Origin of the sequence: Leclercia sp. UBA5958, from assembly GCF_002430365.1 — a bacterium.
Lineage (GTDB): Bacteria > Pseudomonadota > Gammaproteobacteria > Enterobacterales > Enterobacteriaceae > Enterobacter > Enterobacter pneumoniae.
Genome location: NZ_DJCE01000006.1, coordinates 1 through 17,345, shown reverse-complemented (window position 1 = coordinate 17,345; position 17,345 = coordinate 1). Strand labels below are relative to the sequence as shown.

Sequence of the window (17,345 nt, the reverse complement as noted above, 5' to 3'; positions counted from 1 at the left end):
CTGATTCCCTTGCCTGAAGTGAGAACACCTTAGCGCGAAAATCAACGATGGCAAGCCCTTACTGGATTGGGCTCAGGGTAATTTCTACGCGGCGGTTCTGCGCTTTGCCTTCCGCCGTGCTGTTACTGGCGATCGGATTTGCCGGGCCCATACCGTTGGTACGGATACGGTTCGCGGCGACGCCCTGGGTGATCAGCGCGCTGGCCACGGAATCCGCACGCTGCTGAGAGAGACGCATGTTCAGATCCTGGCTGCCGGTGCTGTCGGTGTAGCCAAGCACGTTAACCGCCGTTTTGCTGTACTCTTTCAGCACCATCGCCACGCCGGTCAGGGTGTTCGCGCCAGCCGGTTTCAGCGTTGCACTGCTGCTATCGAAGGTCACGTTGTTTGGCATGTTCAGAATGATGTTATCGCCGCTGCGCGTCACGCTAACGCCTGTACCCTGCATTTTGTCGCGCAGTTTTGCTTCCTGCACGTCCATGTAATAACCGACGCCGCCGCCCAGCGCGGCACCGGCTGCTGCGCCAATTAACGCCCCTTTGCCGCGATCTTTCTTAGAGGAGGAGAGGGCGCCAACGCCCGCGCCTACCAGGGAACCGAGCCCGGCACCGATGCCGGATTTACCGGCTTCACGTTCGCCGGTGTAAGGGTTTGTGGTGCAGCCTGAAACAGCCAGTGCGCCGCTGACCAGCGCGGCAATCATGAGTACGCGTTTTTTCATCTTATTTCCTTAATCCTTTTTATTCTTTGCCACGACGAGCGTGGCGGTTGATTATGACGCGCAGATATGTAGAAAATTCCAGGGATAACTCTGAATTATGTTTCTAATCATAAACAGCCTCGAAGAAGGCGATGAAAACCTGCAACAGGCAACCCGGGAGCGCACGCTTTGACCACTTCAATTAAAACCATTCTGACCGCGGCCCACTGGGGGCCGATGCTGGTAGAGACCGATGGCGACACAGTGTTGTCATCCCGCGGGGCACTGCCCACCCCTTACCCGAACTCGTTGCAGACGGTGGTGCGCGATCAGGTGCACAGTAAGACCCGCGTGCGCTGGCCGATGGTGCGAAAAGGTTTTCTCGCTTCGCCGGATAATCCGCAGGGGGTACGCGGGGAAGATGAATTTGTCCGTGTCAGCTGGGACGATGCCCTTGCATTGATTGATTCGCAGCATAAACGTATCCGCAACAGCTATGGCCCGTCCTCTATCTTTGCCGGATCGTACGGCTGGCGATCTAACGGCGTGTTACACAAGGCGGCGACGCTACTGCAGCGCTATATGAGCCTCGCTGGCGGCTATACCGGCCATCTTGGAGATTACTCCACCGGTGCCGCGCAGGCGATCATGCCGTATGTCGTAGGGGGAAATGAGGTTTATCAGCAGCAGACCAGCTGGCCGCTGGTGCTGGAACATACCGACGTGGTGGTGCTCTGGAGCGCCAACCCACTCAATACCCTGAAAATTGCCTGGAACGCCAGCGACGAGCAGGGTATCCCTTACTTCGATGCACTGCGTAAGAGCGGTAAGCGCATCATCTGTATCGATCCTATGCGCTCTGAAACTGCCGATTTCTTCGGCGAGGCGGCAGAGTGGATCGCCCCGCATATGGGCACCGACGTGGCGATGATGCTGGGCATTGCGCATACCCTGGTTGAAAACAACTGGCACGACACGGCGTTTCTTGCCCGCTGCACCAGCGGTTATGACCAATTCGCCGATTACCTGACGGGGAAAACGGATGGCATCGCGAAAACGGCCGAGTGGGCGGCGGCGATTTGCGGCGTAAATGCTGACAAAATTCGTGAACTGGCAGAACTCTTCCATAACAACCGCACCATGTTGATGGCGGGCTGGGGGATGCAGCGCCAGCAGTTTGGCGAGCAGAAGCACTGGATGCTGGTCACTCTGGCGGCCATGATCGGCCAGATTGGTGCGCCGGGCGGTGGTTTTGGTCTCTCTTATCACTTCGCTAATGGCGGTAATCCAACGCGTCGTGCGGCGGTACTGGCCTCGATGCAGGGCAGCGTACAGGGTGGCACCGATGCCGTAGAAAAAATCCCGGTAGCGCGCATCGTCGAGGCGCTGGAAAATCCGGGCGGTTTCTACCAGCACAACGGTATGGACCGGCACTTCCCGGATATCCGCTTCGTCTGGTGGGCGGGCGGCGCCAACTTTACGCACCATCAGGACACTAACCGATTAATCCGTGCCTGGCAGAAGCCGGAGCTGGTGGTCATTTCCGAGTGCTTCTGGACGGCAGCGGCCCGACATGCAGATATCGTTCTGCCGGCCACCACCTCGTTTGAACGCAACGACATGACCATGACCGGCGACTACAGTAATCAACATATGGTGCCCATGAAGCGCGTGGTGCCGCCGCGCGATGAGGCGCGTGATGATCTGGAGGTCTTTGCTGAGCTGAGCGAACGGTGGGAAGCGGGTGGACGTGCGCGATTTACCGAAGACAAAACCGACCTGGAGTGGCTGGAGAGCTTCTATCAAATCGCCACGCAGCGCGGTGCCTCACAGGGGGTGACCTTGCCGCCCTTTGCCGAGTTCTGGGAGGCGAATGCGATCGTCGAAATGCCCGAAAATGCGCAAAATGCGCAGTTTGTACGTTTCGCCGACTTCCGTCGCGATCCTAAGGCGCATCCGTTAAAAACCGAAAGCGGCAAGATTGTGATCCACTCAGCACGTATCGCCAGTTTTGGTTACGCCGATTGTCCGCCGCATCCGATGTGGCTGGAGCCGGACGAGTGGCATGGCAACGCCGAGCCGCAACAACTGCAGATACTCTCTGCTCATCCAGCGCATCGCCTGCATAGCCAGCTGAACTACTCTTCACTGCGCGAACAGTATGCGGTTGCCGGGCGCGAGCCGGTCACGCTGCACCCCATCGACGCTCACGCGCGCGGCATTGCCGATGGTGACGTGGTACGTGTCTGGAACCAGCGTGGGCAGGTACTGGCGGGGGCGGTCGTGAGCGAGGGTATCAAGCCCGGCGTGATCTGTATTCACCAGGGGGCATGGCCTGATCTGGAACGTAGCGCAGGGGGGATCTGTAAAAACGGTGCGGTTAACGTTCTGACGAAAGATCTCCCCAGCTCAAAGCTAGGGAATGGTTGCGCGGGGAATACGGCGCTGGCCTGGCTGGAGAAATATCAAGGGCCGGAGCTACCGCTTACGGCGTTTGATCCGCCTGCCAGCTCATAATCCACGTCGGGTGCTGGGTGTCTTCCTGCCAGGCGCTATCCATAATGCGAAAGCCCTGAGCATGGTAGAAATTCACCGCCCGGGTGTTTTTCTGATACACCTCCAGGCTCAGGGCCGGGTAGCGCTGTTTAACATGGTTGATCAGCGCCTTCCCGATGCCTTTACCCGCGTATGACGGCGCGACAAATAGCGCGCCGATATACTGAACATGCAGGACGCTGATAAATCCGCACACCTCATCTGCCTCGTCCCAGACCCAGGTCTCTGCCGATGGCAGATAAACATCCCGGACGATCGCTTCGCTCTCTTGCCAGTAGCTGGCCTCAATAAACGGATGGGCGAGGGTCGTGCTTTCCAGCCATAAGCGCAGCAAGGGAGAGGTGTCATCACTCAGCCATGCGCGGATCATGCTGGCCTCCGGAATAACAAAAACAGCTCGTCACGTGGTCATTCACCATCCCGCTGGCCTGCATAAAGGCATAACAGATGGTGGTGCCGACAAATTTAAACCCGCGCTTTTTCAGCGCTTTCGATAAGGCGTCTGAGGTTGGCGTCGAGGCGGGGACCTCTGCCAGGGTCATGGCCTGGGTCAGTTGCGGCTGATGGCCGACAAACGACCAGATAAAATCTGAAAATGCTTCGCCATTTGCCTCCATTGCCAGCAGCGCGCGTGCGTTACCGATAATGGCCTGAATCTTACCGCGATGGCGAATAATCCCCGCGTCCTGCACCAGCCGCTCAACGTCTTCTTCCGTCATCTCCGCCACCTTTTCCGGATCGAAATGGTGGAAGGCCTGGCGGTAATTCTCGCGTTTTTTCAATACGGTAATCCAGGAAAGACCGGCCTGCTGGCCCTCAAGGCAGATCATTTCAAAAAGATAGCGGCGGTCGGTTTCTGGTACGCCCCACTCTTTATCGTGATAGGCGATATAGAGCGGGTCTTCGCTTACCCAGCCACAACGTTGCATAGTCCATCTCCCTCATAGTGATTGAATCCACGAAAATTTCCATCGGCCCGGCTTGACGTGGTAGTTAAAAAGACAATAGTTAATACAGGGTTTAATGCGTTCTACGCCATGCCTGAAAACCCGCTTACCCATCTATTAACAATGACAAATGTCGCCGAATTCGGCTCTCTTCTGGAGTCGCTTTGATGATGATAAAAAAAATCAGTGGCCGCCATGCCGCGACAGGCGTGGTGAGTTTGTTAGTCTGTCTGCTTTCAGGTAACACAGCATTTGCCTGGCAACAGGAATATATCGTTTCAGATAACGTAAATAATACTACTGAGCGCTACACATGGGATGACGATCACCAACCGCGTTATGAAGATATCCTCGCGGAGCGGATCCGCTCATCGCAAAATGCCCCGGCCGTGTCGGTCAATTTGGCCGACGCCTCTTCAGCGATGCCGGGAAGTACGATGAGCGTGGGGGTCAATATTCCTGTAGCACGCCGCATCACTACCGGGCCGATTGTCTCCTGGCGCTATGATGGCTCACCCTCCACCATGTATAACGAGTTTGGGGACAGCGTCAGCACGTCATCCCTGACCGATCCCCTCTGGCATGCCAGCGTCAGCACCCTGGGCTGGCGTGTAGACTCCCATCTGGGCGGCCTGCGGCCATGGGCGCAAATCAGTTATAACCAGCAGTTTGGCGATAACCAGTGGAAGAGCCAGGCGGGGTTCAGTAAAACCGCTGCATCGCAGCAGCCAGACAGCTGGATGGACGTCACCGTGGGGGCCGATATTCCGCTTTATCCCCATATGGCGGCCTACGCTTCGCTCTCTCAGTCTGAGAGCATGGTCTTAGGCGAGGATTACCTCTATACGCTGGGTGTTAGCGCTAAGTTTTAAAGTTGTTGTTTTTTTGTGCGTAAAATTCGTAAAAAGTGTACGGATGGCAGGCCTTGTAGCGATAGTAGGTACTAACGCAATTGGGCAGAGTCGTATCGTCCAGGCCATTCATTCCCCATTTACGGCATTTCATTCCGTCTCCCCTGCATTTCATGCCGTTTTCCCCCTATGGATGCAGGGTTTTGCGTATCGTTGTCAGCAGTGAATTTCCCCTTTTCCCTGCAGGACAACTGCCATGAATACATCAACCTCTAACCGCACTCGCTGGCTTACCCTTTTCGGTACTATCGTGACCCAGTTTGCGCTGGGATCGGTTTATACCTGGAGCCTGTTTAACAGCGCGCTGTCCGAGAAACTGGATGCGCCTGTCAGTCAGGTTGCTTTCTCGTTTGGCTTACTGAGCCTGGGCCTGGCGCTCTCCTCCTCCGTGGCCGGTAAATTACAAGAGCGTTTTGGCGTGAAGCGCGTGACCATGGCCTCCGGGATTATGCTGGGTGTCGGCTTCTTCCTGACGGCACATTCCAACAGCCTGCTGATGTTGTGGCTCAGCGCCGGGGTGCTGGTCGGGTTAGCGGACGGGGCGGGTTACCTGCTGACTCTGTCGAACTGTGTGAAATGGTTCCCCGAGCGTAAAGGGCTTATCTCTGCCTTTTCGATCGGCTCGTATGGTTTGGGCAGCCTCGGGTTTAAATTTATCGATTCCCAACTGCTGGCTTCAGTCGGCCTCGAAAAGACCTTTATGATCTGGGGCGCCATCGTGCTGGTGATGATTGTCTTCGGCGCGACGTTAATGAAAGACGCACCGCAGCAAACGGTGAAGTCGGTGAATGGGGTGGTTGAGAACGACTTCACCCTGGCGCAGTCCATGCGTAAACCGCAGTACTGGATGCTGGCGGTGATGTTCCTGACTGCCTGCATGAGCGGCCTGTATGTCATCGGCGTGGCGAAAGATATCGCCCAGGGAATGGTGAAGCTGGATGTGGCCACTGCGGCGAATGCGGTGACGGTGATCTCTATCGCCAACCTCTCGGGTCGCCTGGTGCTGGGGATCCTCTCTGACAAAATCGCCCGTATCCGTGTTATCACGCTCGGACAGGTCGTCTCTCTGGTGGGGATGGCAGCGCTGCTCTTCGCGCCGCTGAATGAAATCACCTTCTTTGCGGCCATTGCCTGTGTTGCCTTTAACTTCGGTGGCACCATCACGGTCTTCCCGTCGCTGGTCAGTGAGTTCTTCGGCCTGAACAACCTGGCGAAAAACTACGGTGTGATTTACCTGGGCTTCGGGATTGGTAGCATCTGCGGTTCGTTGATTGCATCGCTGTTCGGCGGCTTCTATGTCACCTTCTGCGTTATCTTCGCTCTGCTGATCCTCTCACTGGCGCTCTCCACCACCATTCGTCAGCCGCAGCGTGAAGTTTACTCCGAAGCGCATGCCTGAATAATCCCCCTAAAGGCCGGAGCCTCCGGCCTTTGCTTCCCCGCCTTACTACAGAAACGGGTCAGATGAATGTCATCGGACTTGTTTTTTTGTAAATATCTGCAGCGATCACACTCTATGCTGCCACTTTTTCGTCTCCCTGTGGTCTACTCTACCGCGCTTGAGATGGTTTCCCTTAAAAACATCGTCAACGAAGACTCCGCCTGTGCACTGTTAATCTGTAAGTGAAGCAGCAATATTTTTCTTTTTTCCAGGTCATTTTAATGAAATATATCAAAGCGATGACGCAACAAAAGCTGAGCTTTTTGCTGGCGTTGTACATCGGTCTGTTTATGAATGGCGCCGTATTTTTCCGTCGGTTTGATGGCTATGCGCAAAACTTTACCGCCTTGAAAGGAGTTGCTGCGGTTGTTGAGTTGGCTGCTACGGTACTCGTCACCTTCTTCTTATTACGCTTGCTTTCGCTGTTTGGGCGACGGGTATGGCGGGTACTGGCCACGCTGGTGGTGTTGTGCTCGGCAGGTGCCAGTTACTACATGACGTTTATGAACGTGGTGATCGGCTACGGGATTATCGCGTCGGTGATGACCACCGATATTGACCTCTCTAAAGAGGTGGTTGGCTGGCACTTTATCCTCTGGCTGGTCTGCGTCAGCGTGTTGCCGCTGCTCTTTATCTGGAGTAACCGCTGCCGTTATACCTTGCTCCGTCAGCTGCGTACGCCAGGTCAACGTATCAGAAGTGTTGCGCTGGTGGTGATTGCCGGTTTGATGGTCTGGGGCCCGATTCGCTTACTGGACATTCAGCAGAAACACGTTGAGCGTACGACCGGTGTCGATATGCCGAGCTACGGCGGCGTGGTGGCGAACTCCTATCTGCCATCAAACTGGATCTCGGCGCTGGGGTTATATGCCTGGGCGCAGGTGGATGAGTCTTCCGATAATAAATCGCTGATGAACCCGGCGAAGAAATTTAGCTATCAGGCGCCAGCGGATATTGATGACACCTACGTGGTGTTTATCATCGGTGAGACGACCCGCTGGGATCATATGGGAATGCTGGGCTATGAGCGTGACACTACGCCGAAACTGGCCCAGGAGAAAAACCTCGTTGCCTTCCGCGGTTACTCGTGTGATACGGCCACTAAGCTCTCTTTGCGCTGCATGTTTGTGCGTGAAGGCGGGGCGGATGATAACCCGCAGCGTACGCTGAAAGAGCAAAACGTCTTTGCGGTACTGAGTCAGTTGGGCTTCAGTTCCGACCTGTACGCCATGCAGAGTGAGATGTGGTTCTACAGCAACACCATGGCCGATAACATTGCTTACCGCGAGCAGATTGGCGCTGAGCCACGTAACCGTGGCAAACATGTGGATGACATGCTGTTGGTCGATGAGATGCAGCGCTCTTTACAGGGCAACCCGGACGGCAAACATCTTATTATCCTGCACACCAAAGGATCGCACTTTAACTATACCCAGCGTTATCCGCGCAGTTTTGCCAAATGGACGCCGGAGTGTATTGGGGTTGATAAAGGGTGTACTAAAGAAGAGATGATTAACTCTTACGATAACTCGGTCACCTATGTGGATCACTTTATCGATAGCGTGATCGATCAGCTGCGTGATAAGAAAGCGATTGTCTTCTACGCCGCCGACCACGGGGAGTCGATCAACGAGAAGGAACATCTGCACGGTACGCCACGTAAGATGGCTCCGCCGGAGCAGTTCCGCGTGCCGATGATGGTATGGATGTCTGATAAATATCTGGAAAACCCGGATAAAGCGAAGATGTTTGCCCATCTGAAACAGCAGGCGGATATGAAAGTGCCGCACCGCCATGTTGAGCTGTACGACACGATCCTTGGCTGCCTGGGCTATACCTCGAAAGACGGTGGTATCAACGAAAATAACAACTGGTGTCATGTCCCGGATACCGGCGTAAAAGCGGTTCAGTAAAGGGTTGGCGAGCGACTCGCCACCTTAAAGGCTTTTTTATTGTAAGGGATTGACGGAGCCGTACCTCAGCAGTAAGATGCGGCCCGCATTCGGTGATTGGCGCAGCCTGGTAGCGCACTTCGTTCGGGACGAAGGGGTCGGAGGTTCGAATCCTCTATCACCGACCAAATTCAAAAGCCTGCTCACTGAGCAGGCTTTTTTGCACCTGAGGCTTGCGAGGATGAGAACCTCCGGGGGGCAGAGGTTCGACTCGAGCGAAGCGAGAGAACGTTGCGTCAGCAACGGCCCGAAGGGCGAGCCACGGAGTGGCGAGTCATCCTCTATCACCGACCAAATTCAAAAGCCTGCTCACTGAGCAGGCTTTTTTGCACCTGAGGCTTGCGAGGATGAGAACCTCCGGGGGCAGAGGTTCGACTCGAGCGAAGCGAGAGAACGTTGCGTCAGCAACGGCCCGAAGGGCGAGCCACGGAGTGGCGAGTCATCCTCTGGCACCGACCAAATTCAAAAGCCTGCTCACTGAGCAGGCTTTTTTGCTTCTGGCGCCTACAGTTAGTTACGACAACAAACTAAAATGCTTGTTACCTTCCATTAACCCTGCCTGTTAACGTTTTTGTGACATATTCCATTGTATTTTTTTATACATAGATAGATCTTTTTTCGCGTTGCTTATGGATAACCTCAGCATTTTCCGCTGTGCGTTTTAACGTTCGCGGAATTTAGTGCTCAGATATTCACCATACTGTAAGAAAATTTAACCCGTCTGAATAAATGTTAATCACTGGTCACAGCAGAATAAGAAGTGAGTTGTGCTGCATCATGGCGGGTAGCATAAATTTCCCTGCTGAAAATAGTGCCTCTGGGTTTTTTTAATCTTTGTTTGCTGATTCTCACACTTAGCGTAAATCCCCGTCACCTGTATTGACGTTTTCACATTCTGTTGACAGATTGTAGGGCACGAGGGGCATTTCAGGGAGAATCTGCGCTGCAACTCAGTTGCTCTTCTGAAAGGAATCTCCATCCCTTATAACGCCTTCGGGCATCACCGACCGGACCGGGTAAAAAATAAATTAAAGGTCAGGCGGCGTAACACAACAAAAAACATCACATTGGAGCAGAATAATAATGAGTATTTCCTTGAAGAAGTCAGGGATGCTGAAGCTTGGTCTGAGCCTGGTGGCAATGACCGTCGCGGCTAGCGTGCAGGCAAAAACCCTGGTCTACTGTTCTGAAGGCTCGCCGGAAGGCTTTAACCCACAGCTGTTTACCTCTGGTACCACGTACGACGCTAGCTCCGTACCTATCTATAACCGTCTGGTTGAATTCAAAACCGGTACCACGGAAGTGATTCCGGGTCTGGCAGAGAAGTGGGAAGTCAGCGAAGACGGCAAAACCTATACCTTCCACCTGCGTCAGGGTGTGAAGTGGCAGGACAGCAAAGAATTCAAACCAACGCGCGACTTTAATGCCGACGACGTTGTGTTCTCCTTTGATCGTCAAAAAAATGCCCAGAATCCGTACCATAAAGTTTCTGGCGGCAGCTATGAATACTTCGAAGGGATGGGCCTGCCAGACCTGATTAGCGAAGTGAAGAAAGTGGACGATAAAACCGTTCAGTTCGTCCTGACGCGTCCAGAAGCGCCATTCCTGGCTGACCTGGCCATGGACTTCGCCTCTATCCTGTCTAAAGAGTATGCCGACAACATGCTGAAAGCCGGCACGCCGGAGAAAGTCGACCTGAACCCGGTCGGTACCGGTCCGTTCCAGCTCCTGCAATACCAGAAAGACTCCCGCATTCTGTACAAAGCCTTTGAAGGCTACTGGGGCACCAAGCCGCAGATCGACCGTCTGGTCTTCTCCATCACGCCTGACGCCTCCGTACGTTATGCGAAACTGCAGAAAAACGAGTGCCAGGTCATGCCGTATCCAAACCCGGCTGATATCGCACGTATGAAGCAGGACAAAAACATCAACCTGCTGGAGCAGGCGGGCCTGAACGTGGGTTACCTCTCCTTCAACACCGAGAAGAAACCGTTTGATGACGTGAAAGTGCGTCAGGCGCTGACTTACGCGGTGAACAAAGAAGCGATCATCAAAGCGGTTTACCAGGGCGCTGGCGTTGCTGCCAAAAACCTGATCCCGCCGACCATGTGGGGCTATAACGACGACGTTAAAGACTACAACTACGATCCTGAGAAAGCGAAAGCCCTGCTAAAAGAAGCGGGTCAGGATAAAGGCTTTACCGTTGAGCTGTGGGCGATGCCGGTACAGCGTCCGTACAACCCGAACGCTCGCCGTATGGCCGAGATGATTCAGGCTGACTGGGCGAAGATTGGCGTTCAGGCCAAGATCGTGACCTATGAGTGGGGCGAATACCTGAAACGTGCTAAAGCGGGCGAACACCAGGCCGTGATGATGGGCTGGACGGGCGACAACGGGGATCCGGACAACTTCTTCGCGACCCTGTTCAGCTGCGCAGCGGCGAAAGATGGCTCCAACTACTCTCGCTGGTGCTACAAGCCGTTTGAAGACCTGATTCAGCCGGCGCGTGCTGCAGAAGATCATAACAAACGTATTGAGCTGTACAAACAAGCTCAGGTGGTAATGCACGACCAGGCGCCTGCCCTGATCATCGCGCACTCCACCGTGTACGAACCAGTGCGTAAAGAAGTGAAAGGCTACGTGGTTGATCCACTGGGCAAACACCACTTCGAAAACGTCTCTGTTGAATAATAAGTAGGGTGTTCTCCCTCTCCTTTTGGGAGAGGGCAGGGGTGAGGGGTGTGCATGCATCCCCTCACCCTTAACCTCTCCAAAGGGAGAGGGAATTTACATTTGTGAGCAATACAGACCACATCCCCTGGTTGTGCGTCATTATAGAGAATCCGGGTTATGTTGCAGTTCATCCTCCGACGTCTGGGGCTAGTTATCCCCACGTTTATCGGTATCACCCTTCTCACCTTTGCCTTTGTCCATATGATCCCCGGTGACCCGGTAATGATTATGGCGGGCGAGCGTGGCATTTCTCCTGAACGTCATGCGCAGCTGCTGGCCGAACTGGGCCTGGATAAACCGCTGTGGCAGCAATATCTCCACTATATCTGGGGCGTGCTGCATGGTGATTTAGGCATCTCGCTGAAAAGCCGTCTCCCGGTGTGGGACGAGTTCGTGCCGCGCTTTAAAGCGACGCTGGAACTCGGCGTCTGCGCCATGATTTTCGCGACCGCAGTAGGCATCCCTGTTGGCGTGCTGGCTGCCGTTAAGCGCGGTTCAATCTTCGATCACACCGCGGTTGGCCTGGCGCTGACCGGCTACTCCATGCCTATCTTCTGGTGGGGCATGATGCTGATTATGCTGGTATCGGTGCAATGGAACCTGACGCCGGTATCCGGGCGAGTTAGCGATATGGTGTTCCTTGATGACACCAACCCTCTCACCGGATTCATGCTGATTGATACGGCAATCTGGGGGGAAGAGGGCAACTTTATTGATGCGGTAGCGCACATGATTCTGCCTGCGATGGTGCTGGGCACCATTCCCCTGGCCGTTATCGTGCGTATGACCCGTTCTTCAATGCTAGAGGTGCTGGGTGAGGATTACATCCGTACCGCGCGCGCCAAAGGTCTGACCCGCATGCGCGTTATCATCGTGCACGCACTGCGTAACGCCATGCTGCCGGTGGTAACCGTTATCGGTCTGCAGGTGGGAACGCTGCTGGCGGGGGCGATTTTGACCGAAACCATCTTCTCCTGGCCGGGCCTGGGACGCTGGCTGATCGACGCGCTGCAACGCCGCGATTATCCAGTGGTGCAGGGCGGCGTACTACTGGTGGCGACGATGATTATCCTCGTCAACCTGCTGGTCGATCTGCTTTACGGCGTGGTGAACCCGCGTATTCGGCATAAGAAGTAAGGGGCCATCATGTCACAAGTTACTGAAAATAAAGTGGTCGCAGCACCGGTTCCCATGACGCCGCTGCAGGAGTTCTGGCACTACTTCAAACGCAACAAAGGGGCGGTGGTAGGGCTGGTGTATGTCACCGTTATGATCCTGATTGCGGTCTTTGCGAACGTACTCGCGCCTTATAACCCGGCGGATCAGTTCCGTGATTCGCTACTGGCACCACCGGTATGGCAGGAGGGGGGAACCTTTGCCCATCTGTTAGGTACCGATGATGTGGGCCGTGATGTCCTGTCGCGCCTGATGTACGGCGCACGTCTGTCGCTGCTGGTGGGCTGTCTGGTGGTGGTGCTGTCGCTGGTTATGGGCGTGGTACTCGGCCTGGTGGCTGGATACTTCGGCGGTATCGTTGATAACATCATTATGCGTATCGTCGATATTATGCTGGCGCTGCCAAGTCTGCTGCTGGCGCTGGTATTGGTGGCCATCTTCGGCCCGTCGATCGGCAACGCCGCGCTGGCGCTAACCTTTGTGGCACTGCCTCACTATGTACGTCTCACGCGTGCGGCTGTGCTGGTAGAAGTGAACCGCGATTACGTCACCGCTTCCCGCGTAGCGGGTGCCGGTGCGATGCGTCAGATGTTCGTTAATATCTTCCCGAACTGCCTTGCGCCGTTGATTGTTCAGGCGTCGCTTGGTTTCTCTAACGCCATTCTCGATATGGCCGCTCTTGGCTTCCTTGGCATGGGTGCGCAACCGCCAACACCGGAGTGGGGCACCATGCTCTCCGATGTGTTGCAGTTCGCGCAAAGCGCCTGGTGGGTCGTCACCTTCCCGGGTCTGGCGATTCTGCTCACGGTGCTGGCATTTAACCTGATGGGTGATGGTCTGCGTGATGCACTTGATCCCAAACTGAAGCAGTAAGAGGCACGAGATGGCGTTATTAAATGTAAATGAATTATCGGTGCACTTCGGCGACGAAGGCACACCGTTTCGCGCCGTGGACCGCATCAGCTATAGCGTAAATCAGGGCGAAGTGGTCGGTATCGTAGGGGAATCGGGCTCCGGTAAGTCAGTAAGTTCACTGGCGATTATGGGGCTGATTGACTATCCCGGCCGCGTCATGGCTGAAAACCTGGAGTTTAACGGTCAGGATCTGAAGCGTATCTCCGAAAAACAGCGCCGCCAGCTGGTGGGCGCTGAAGTGGCGATGATCTTCCAGGATCCGATGACCAGCCTGAACCCGTGTTACACCGTTGGTTTCCAGATTATGGAAGCCATCAAGGTGCACCAGGGCGGGAATAAGAAAACCCGTCGCCAGCGCGCGATCGACCTGCTTAACCAGGTAGGTATACCGGATCCGGCATCGCGACTGGATGTTTACCCGCATCAGCTGTCCGGCGGGATGAGCCAGCGTGTGATGATTGCCATGGCGATCGCCTGTCGGCCTAAGCTATTAATTGCGGATGAGCCGACGACCGCGCTGGATGTCACCATTCAGGCGCAAATCATCGAGCTGCTGCTGGATTTACAGCAGAAAGAGAACATGGCGCTGGTGCTGATTACGCACGACCTGGCGCTGGTGGCCGAAGCGGCGCACAAAATCATCGTAATGTATGCAGGCCAGGTGGTAGAGACCGGAAGTTCGCATGACATCTTCCGCGCGCCGCGTCACCCGTACACTCAGGCTCTGCTGCGTGCTCTGCCGGAATTTGCGCAGGATAAAGCGCGCCTGGCCTCGCTGCCGGGCGTGGTACCGGGTAAATATGACCGTCCGCAGGGCTGTCTGCTCAACCCGCGCTGTCCGTATGCAACGGATAAGTGTCGCGTCGATGAACCCGCGCTGAACCTGCTGGCTGACGGTCGTCAGTCCAAATGCCACTACCCACTCGATGATGCCGGGAGGCCAACACTATGAGTACGCAACAGGCCGCCACGCAACAACCGCTGTTGCAGGCCATCGATCTAAAAAAACATTACCCGGTGAAGAAGGGACTGTTTGCTCCCGAGCGCCTGGTGAAAGCCCTGGACGGCGTGTCGTTCAACCTCGAGCGCGGCAAAACGCTGGCGGTAGTGGGTGAATCTGGTTGTGGAAAATCTACACTGGGTCGTCTGCTGACAATGATCGAAACACCAACCGGCGGCGAACTGTACTATCAGGGCCAGGATCTGCTTAAGCACGATCCGCAGGCGCAGAAGCTGCGTCGCCAGAAAATCCAGATTGTGTTCCAGAACCCCTACGGTTCCCTGAACCCGCGTAAAAAAGTGGGACAGATTCTGGAAGAGCCGCTGCTGATTAACGCTTCACTGAGTAAAGAGCAGCGCCGGGAAAAAGCGCTGGCGATGATGGCGAAAGTGGGCCTGAAAACCGAGCATTATGATCGCTACCCGCATATGTTCTCTGGCGGCCAGCGTCAGCGTATCGCCATTGCCCGCGGTCTGATGCTTGACCCGGACGTGGTGATTGCCGATGAACCGGTTTCCGCGCTCGACGTTTCTGTGCGCGCTCAGGTGTTAAACCTGATGATGGATCTGCAGCAGGAACTGGGGCTCTCTTATGTGTTCATTTCGCACGACCTCTCCGTGGTGGAGCATATTGCTGACGAAGTGATGGTGATGTATCTGGGGCGCTGCGTAGAGAAGGGGAGCAAAGACCAGATCTTTAACAATCCGCGTCACCCTTATACTCAGGCGCTGCTGTCAGCAACACCTCGCCTTAATCCGGACGATCGTCGCGAGCGTATCAAGCTGACCGGCGAGCTGCCGAGCCCGCTGAATCCACCGCCGGGCTGTGCGTTCAACGCCCGCTGTCGTCGTCGCTTCGGACCCTGCACGCAGTTGCAGCCGCAGTTGAAGGACTATGATGGACAGCTGGTAGCCTGCTTCGCAGTCGATCAGGATGAAAACGGCGAGAAACCGCAGCCATAAGCGAAAAACAAAAAACCGGCGATCATCGCCGGTTTTTTTGTGCCTGTCAGGCTGCTATTTGCGCAGGCGAACCTGGTCCACCGCATGATTTTCACTTTTGGTGAGGATCAGGCTGGCGCGTTCGCGGGTAGGGAGGATGTTCTCTTTCAGGTTAACGTAGTTAATCTCGTTCCACAGGGCGGTCGCCACGTTCACCGCTTCTTCTTCAGAAAGCTGGGCATAGTTGTGGAAGTAAGAGTCCGGATCGGTGAACGCCCCTTCACGGAACTTCAGGAAGCGATTGATATACCAGCTTTGCAGTAAATCTTCCGGGGCATCGACATAAATCGAGAAATCAACGAAATCAGACACGAAGACGTGATGCGGATCGTGCGGATAATCCATACCGCTCTGCAAGACGTTTAGCCCTTCCAGAATCAGAATGTCCGGCTGAACGACCGTTTTGTCACCATCCGGGATGCGATCATAAATGAGATGCGAATAGACCGGGGCGGTGACGTTTGGCACGCCGGACTTGAGATCCGAGACAAATTTCACCAGACGGTGCATATCATAGGAGAGCGGGAAGCCTTTTTTCTTCATCAGACCGCGCTCTTTTAATACCTCGTTCGGGTGGAGAAAACCGTCGGTGGTGATCAATTCTACGCTGCGGTGTTCTGGCCAGCGGCTCAGCAGGGCTTGTAACACGCGAGCCGTGGTACTTTTGCCCACCGCCACGCTGCCGGCGATGCTGATGATATAAGGAATACGTTGACCGTTGGTGCCAAGGAACTGCTCCAGTACGGCCTGTCGGCGCAAATTGGAGCTGATATAGAAGTTAAGCAAGCGCGACAGAGGTAAGTAAATCTCGGCCACTTCTTCCAGAGAGAGATCTTCGTTTATCCCCTTTAACCGCGCTATCTCCCCCTCGGTTAAGGTCATAGGGACGGAGTCGCGCAAAGCAGCCCACTGGCTGCGATTAAACTGGAGATAGGGCGTCATTAGCGTTTGCTCTTTTTTGCTCATAAGCATGCTTCTGTGAGCCTGTGATAGCGCTTCACGTAGTAGTTAATTTTGGACAATGGGCAGGAGGTTAACACCAGATGGGAGGAATAATAAGAAAAAATATAGGCGAGACATGCGTTACGCGGGGAGCATCACGGTAAGAAAAAAACGCTATGGAGCGGATATTTCTGCTGAATAATTGACCCGATATGGATGAAATTGCAGCGTTCACCGCATTCTTCGCGCAAAATGTGAGCGAAAGAATGTTTTAAGTGATTTTTTAGTTGCATGACTGCGCAGGTCTCCCTAAAATGCGCGCTACTTGATGCCGACTTAGCTCAGTAGGTAGAGCAACTGACTTGTAATCAGTAGGTCACCAGTTCGATTCCGGTAGTCGGCACCATCAAGTCCGGTGGGGTTCCCGAGCGGCCAAAGGGAGCAGACTGTAAATCTGCCGTCACAGACTTCGAAGGTTCGAATCCTTCCCCCACCACCACTTTCTGGCAGCGTTAACGCCGCCGGAGCTGGTTTAAAAAATAAATCAGCTCGAATAGAAAAAGAGAGAAATCTCTTTTTTTGTTACAGAAAGAACTGGGTAGCCGAGTTTCAGGATGCGGGCATCGTATAATGGCTATTACCTCAGCCTTCCAAGCTGATGATGCGGGTTCGATTCCCGCTGCCCGCTCCAATACGTGCTGATATGGCTCAGTTGGTAGAGCGCACCCTTGGTAAGGGTGAGGTCCCCAGTTCGACTCTGGGTATCAGCACCACTTCACTTCTCCCTCCCGTTTCTCTCTGTTTCAATATCAATGTATTCAACAGTTCAGGCATTTCGCCTGGTTGATGTGGTGATATCACCGATTTATCCGTGTCTTAGAGGGACAATCGATGTCTAAAGAAAAGTTTGAACGTACAAAACCGCACGTTAACGTCGGTACTATCGGCCACGTTGACCATGGTAAAACAACGCTGACCGCTGCAATCACTACCGTACTGGCTAAAACCTACGGCGGTGCTGCTCGCGCATTCGATCAGATCGATAACGCGCCAGAAGAAAAAGCGCGTGGT

14 protein-coding genes, 5 tRNA genes and 2 other RNA genes are annotated in these 17,345 nt (G+C 54.6%); 17 read left to right on the top strand and 4 right to left on the bottom strand.

The window, feature by feature from the left end:
• Positions 1 to 58: 58 nt before the first annotated feature.
• The gene (locus B2Q93_RS08410; protein WP_040077908.1) at positions 59 to 721 is read right to left on the bottom strand and encodes an OmpA family lipoprotein; all 663 of its coding nucleotides are present in this window, start codon (positions 719 to 721) and stop codon (positions 59 to 61) included.
• Between the two features lie 168 nt (positions 722 to 889).
• Between B2Q93_RS08410 and B2Q93_RS08405 the strand changes: the two genes are divergently transcribed.
• On the top strand, positions 890 to 3,217 hold the full coding sequence (locus tag B2Q93_RS08405) for a molybdopterin guanine dinucleotide-containing S/N-oxide reductase (protein ID WP_286932509.1): 2,328 nt from the start codon (positions 890 to 892) through the stop codon (positions 3,215 to 3,217).
• Here the strand turns inward: B2Q93_RS08405 and B2Q93_RS08400 are convergent.
• Together B2Q93_RS08400 and tag are read right to left on the bottom strand one after the other, a co-directional pair.
• Positions 3,186 to 3,626 (bottom strand): N-acetyltransferase, encoded by a 441-nt coding sequence (locus B2Q93_RS08400; protein WP_286932507.1) that lies wholly within the window; start codon positions 3,624 to 3,626, stop codon positions 3,186 to 3,188. The two genes, B2Q93_RS08405 and B2Q93_RS08400, sit on opposite strands and share 32 nt — an antisense overlap.
• A complete protein-coding gene (tag, locus tag B2Q93_RS08395) occupies positions 3,604 to 4,185 on the bottom strand; it encodes a DNA-3-methyladenine glycosylase I (RefSeq protein ID WP_286932506.1) in 582 nt (193 codons plus the stop codon). Before tag ends, B2Q93_RS08400 begins: the two co-directional genes overlap by 23 nt.
• Before the next feature lie 185 nt (positions 4,186 to 4,370).
• Between tag and B2Q93_RS08390 the strand changes: the two genes are divergently transcribed.
• The 11 genes from B2Q93_RS08390 (at position 4,371) to dppF (ending at position 15,293) form a co-directional block, all read left to right on the top strand.
• Positions 4,371 to 5,075, top strand: coding sequence for an autotransporter domain-containing protein (locus B2Q93_RS08390; protein ID WP_046886260.1), 705 nt, complete (start codon positions 4,371 to 4,373; stop codon positions 5,073 to 5,075).
• A gap of 235 nt (positions 5,076 to 5,310) precedes the next feature.
• On the top strand, positions 5,311 to 6,513 hold the full coding sequence (locus B2Q93_RS08385; protein ID WP_040077914.1) for an L-lactate MFS transporter: 1,203 nt from the start codon (positions 5,311 to 5,313) through the stop codon (positions 6,511 to 6,513).
• 263 nt (positions 6,514 to 6,776) lie between these two features.
• Positions 6,777 to 8,468, top strand: a complete 1,692-nt coding sequence (gene eptB, locus B2Q93_RS08380) for a kdo(2)-lipid A phosphoethanolamine 7''-transferase (protein WP_040077915.1) — start codon at positions 6,777 to 6,779, stop codon at positions 8,466 to 8,468.
• A 90-nt stretch (positions 8,469 to 8,558) separates the two neighbouring features.
• A tRNA-Pro gene (locus tag B2Q93_RS08375) sits at positions 8,559 to 8,635 on the top strand.
• Positions 8,636 to 8,666: 31 nt separating this feature from the next.
• Positions 8,667 to 8,801: non-coding RNA, RtT sRNA (locus tag B2Q93_RS08370), on the top strand.
• Between the two features lie 31 nt (positions 8,802 to 8,832).
• Positions 8,833 to 8,966: non-coding RNA, RtT sRNA (locus B2Q93_RS08365), on the top strand.
• Positions 8,967 to 9,590: 624 nt separating this feature from the next.
• Positions 9,591 to 11,198 carry a dipeptide ABC transporter periplasmic-binding protein DppA gene (gene dppA / locus B2Q93_RS08360; RefSeq protein WP_207292773.1) on the top strand — a complete coding sequence of 536 codons (1,608 nt, stop codon included), beginning with the start codon at positions 9,591 to 9,593 and terminating at the stop codon, positions 11,196 to 11,198.
• A gap of 159 nt (positions 11,199 to 11,357) precedes the next feature.
• Complete coding sequence (gene dppB, locus B2Q93_RS08355) at positions 11,358 to 12,377, top strand: dipeptide ABC transporter permease DppB (protein WP_040077917.1); 1,020 nt, start codon at positions 11,358 to 11,360, stop codon at positions 12,375 to 12,377.
• Between the two features lie 9 nt (positions 12,378 to 12,386).
• Positions 12,387 to 13,289, top strand: coding sequence for a dipeptide ABC transporter permease DppC (dppC, locus tag B2Q93_RS08350; protein WP_046886256.1), 903 nt, complete (start codon positions 12,387 to 12,389; stop codon positions 13,287 to 13,289).
• 10 nt (positions 13,290 to 13,299) lie between these two features.
• The gene (gene dppD, locus B2Q93_RS08345) at positions 13,300 to 14,283 is read left to right on the top strand and encodes a dipeptide ABC transporter ATP-binding protein (protein WP_040077920.1); all 984 of its coding nucleotides are present in this window, start codon (positions 13,300 to 13,302) and stop codon (positions 14,281 to 14,283) included.
• Positions 14,280 to 15,293 carry a dipeptide ABC transporter ATP-binding subunit DppF gene (gene dppF, locus B2Q93_RS08340; protein WP_046886255.1) on the top strand — a complete coding sequence of 338 codons (1,014 nt, stop codon included), beginning with the start codon at positions 14,280 to 14,282 and terminating at the stop codon, positions 15,291 to 15,293. Before dppD ends, dppF begins: the two co-directional genes overlap by 4 nt.
• Positions 15,294 to 15,347: 54 nt before the next feature.
• Here dppF and coaA read toward each other — a convergent pair whose 3' ends face one another.
• On the bottom strand, positions 15,348 to 16,298 hold the full coding sequence (coaA, locus tag B2Q93_RS08335) for a type I pantothenate kinase (RefSeq protein WP_040077924.1): 951 nt from the start codon (positions 16,296 to 16,298) through the stop codon (positions 15,348 to 15,350).
• A 306-nt stretch (positions 16,299 to 16,604) separates the two neighbouring features.
• Between coaA and B2Q93_RS08330 the strand changes: the two genes are divergently transcribed.
• The 5 genes from B2Q93_RS08330 to B2Q93_RS08310 all read left to right on the top strand — a co-directional run.
• Positions 16,605 to 16,680, top strand: a tRNA-Thr gene (locus tag B2Q93_RS08330).
• An 8-nt stretch (positions 16,681 to 16,688) separates the two neighbouring features.
• Positions 16,689 to 16,773 (top strand) — tRNA-Tyr (locus B2Q93_RS08325).
• Between the two features lie 117 nt (positions 16,774 to 16,890).
• Positions 16,891 to 16,965, top strand: a tRNA-Gly gene (locus tag B2Q93_RS08320).
• A gap of 6 nt (positions 16,966 to 16,971) precedes the next feature.
• A tRNA-Thr gene (locus tag B2Q93_RS08315) sits at positions 16,972 to 17,047 on the top strand.
• Between the two features lie 118 nt (positions 17,048 to 17,165).
• Positions 17,166 to 17,345, top strand: a 180-nt coding sequence (locus tag B2Q93_RS08310) for a GTP-binding protein (protein WP_023994387.1), incomplete at its 3' end; no start/stop codon positions are given.

Excerpts from the sequence above, each read along its gene's own strand:
- B2Q93_RS08410 (WP_040077908.1), bottom strand. The coding sequence starts at position 721 with ATGAAAAAACGCGTACTCATGATTGCCGCGCTGGTCAGCGGCGCACTG.
- B2Q93_RS08400 (WP_286932507.1), bottom strand. The coding sequence starts at position 3,626 with ATGATCCGCGCATGGCTGAGTGATGACACCTCTCCCTTGCTGCGCTTA.
- tag (WP_286932506.1), bottom strand. The coding sequence starts at position 4,185 with ATGCAACGTTGTGGCTGGGTAAGCGAAGACCCGCTCTATATCGCCTAT.
- B2Q93_RS08390 (WP_046886260.1), top strand. The coding sequence starts at position 4,371 with ATGATGATAAAAAAAATCAGTGGCCGCCATGCCGCGACAGGCGTGGTG.
- B2Q93_RS08385 (WP_040077914.1), top strand. The coding sequence starts at position 5,311 with ATGAATACATCAACCTCTAACCGCACTCGCTGGCTTACCCTTTTCGGT.
- eptB (WP_040077915.1), top strand. The coding sequence starts at position 6,777 with ATGAAATATATCAAAGCGATGACGCAACAAAAGCTGAGCTTTTTGCTG.
- dppA (WP_207292773.1), top strand. The coding sequence starts at position 9,591 with ATGAGTATTTCCTTGAAGAAGTCAGGGATGCTGAAGCTTGGTCTGAGC.
- dppB (WP_040077917.1), top strand. The coding sequence starts at position 11,358 with ATGTTGCAGTTCATCCTCCGACGTCTGGGGCTAGTTATCCCCACGTTT.
- dppC (WP_046886256.1), top strand. The coding sequence starts at position 12,387 with ATGTCACAAGTTACTGAAAATAAAGTGGTCGCAGCACCGGTTCCCATG.
- dppD (WP_040077920.1), top strand. The coding sequence starts at position 13,300 with ATGGCGTTATTAAATGTAAATGAATTATCGGTGCACTTCGGCGACGAA.
- dppF (WP_046886255.1), top strand. The coding sequence starts at position 14,280 with ATGAGTACGCAACAGGCCGCCACGCAACAACCGCTGTTGCAGGCCATC.
- coaA (WP_040077924.1), bottom strand. The coding sequence starts at position 16,298 with ATGAGCAAAAAAGAGCAAACGCTAATGACGCCCTATCTCCAGTTTAAT.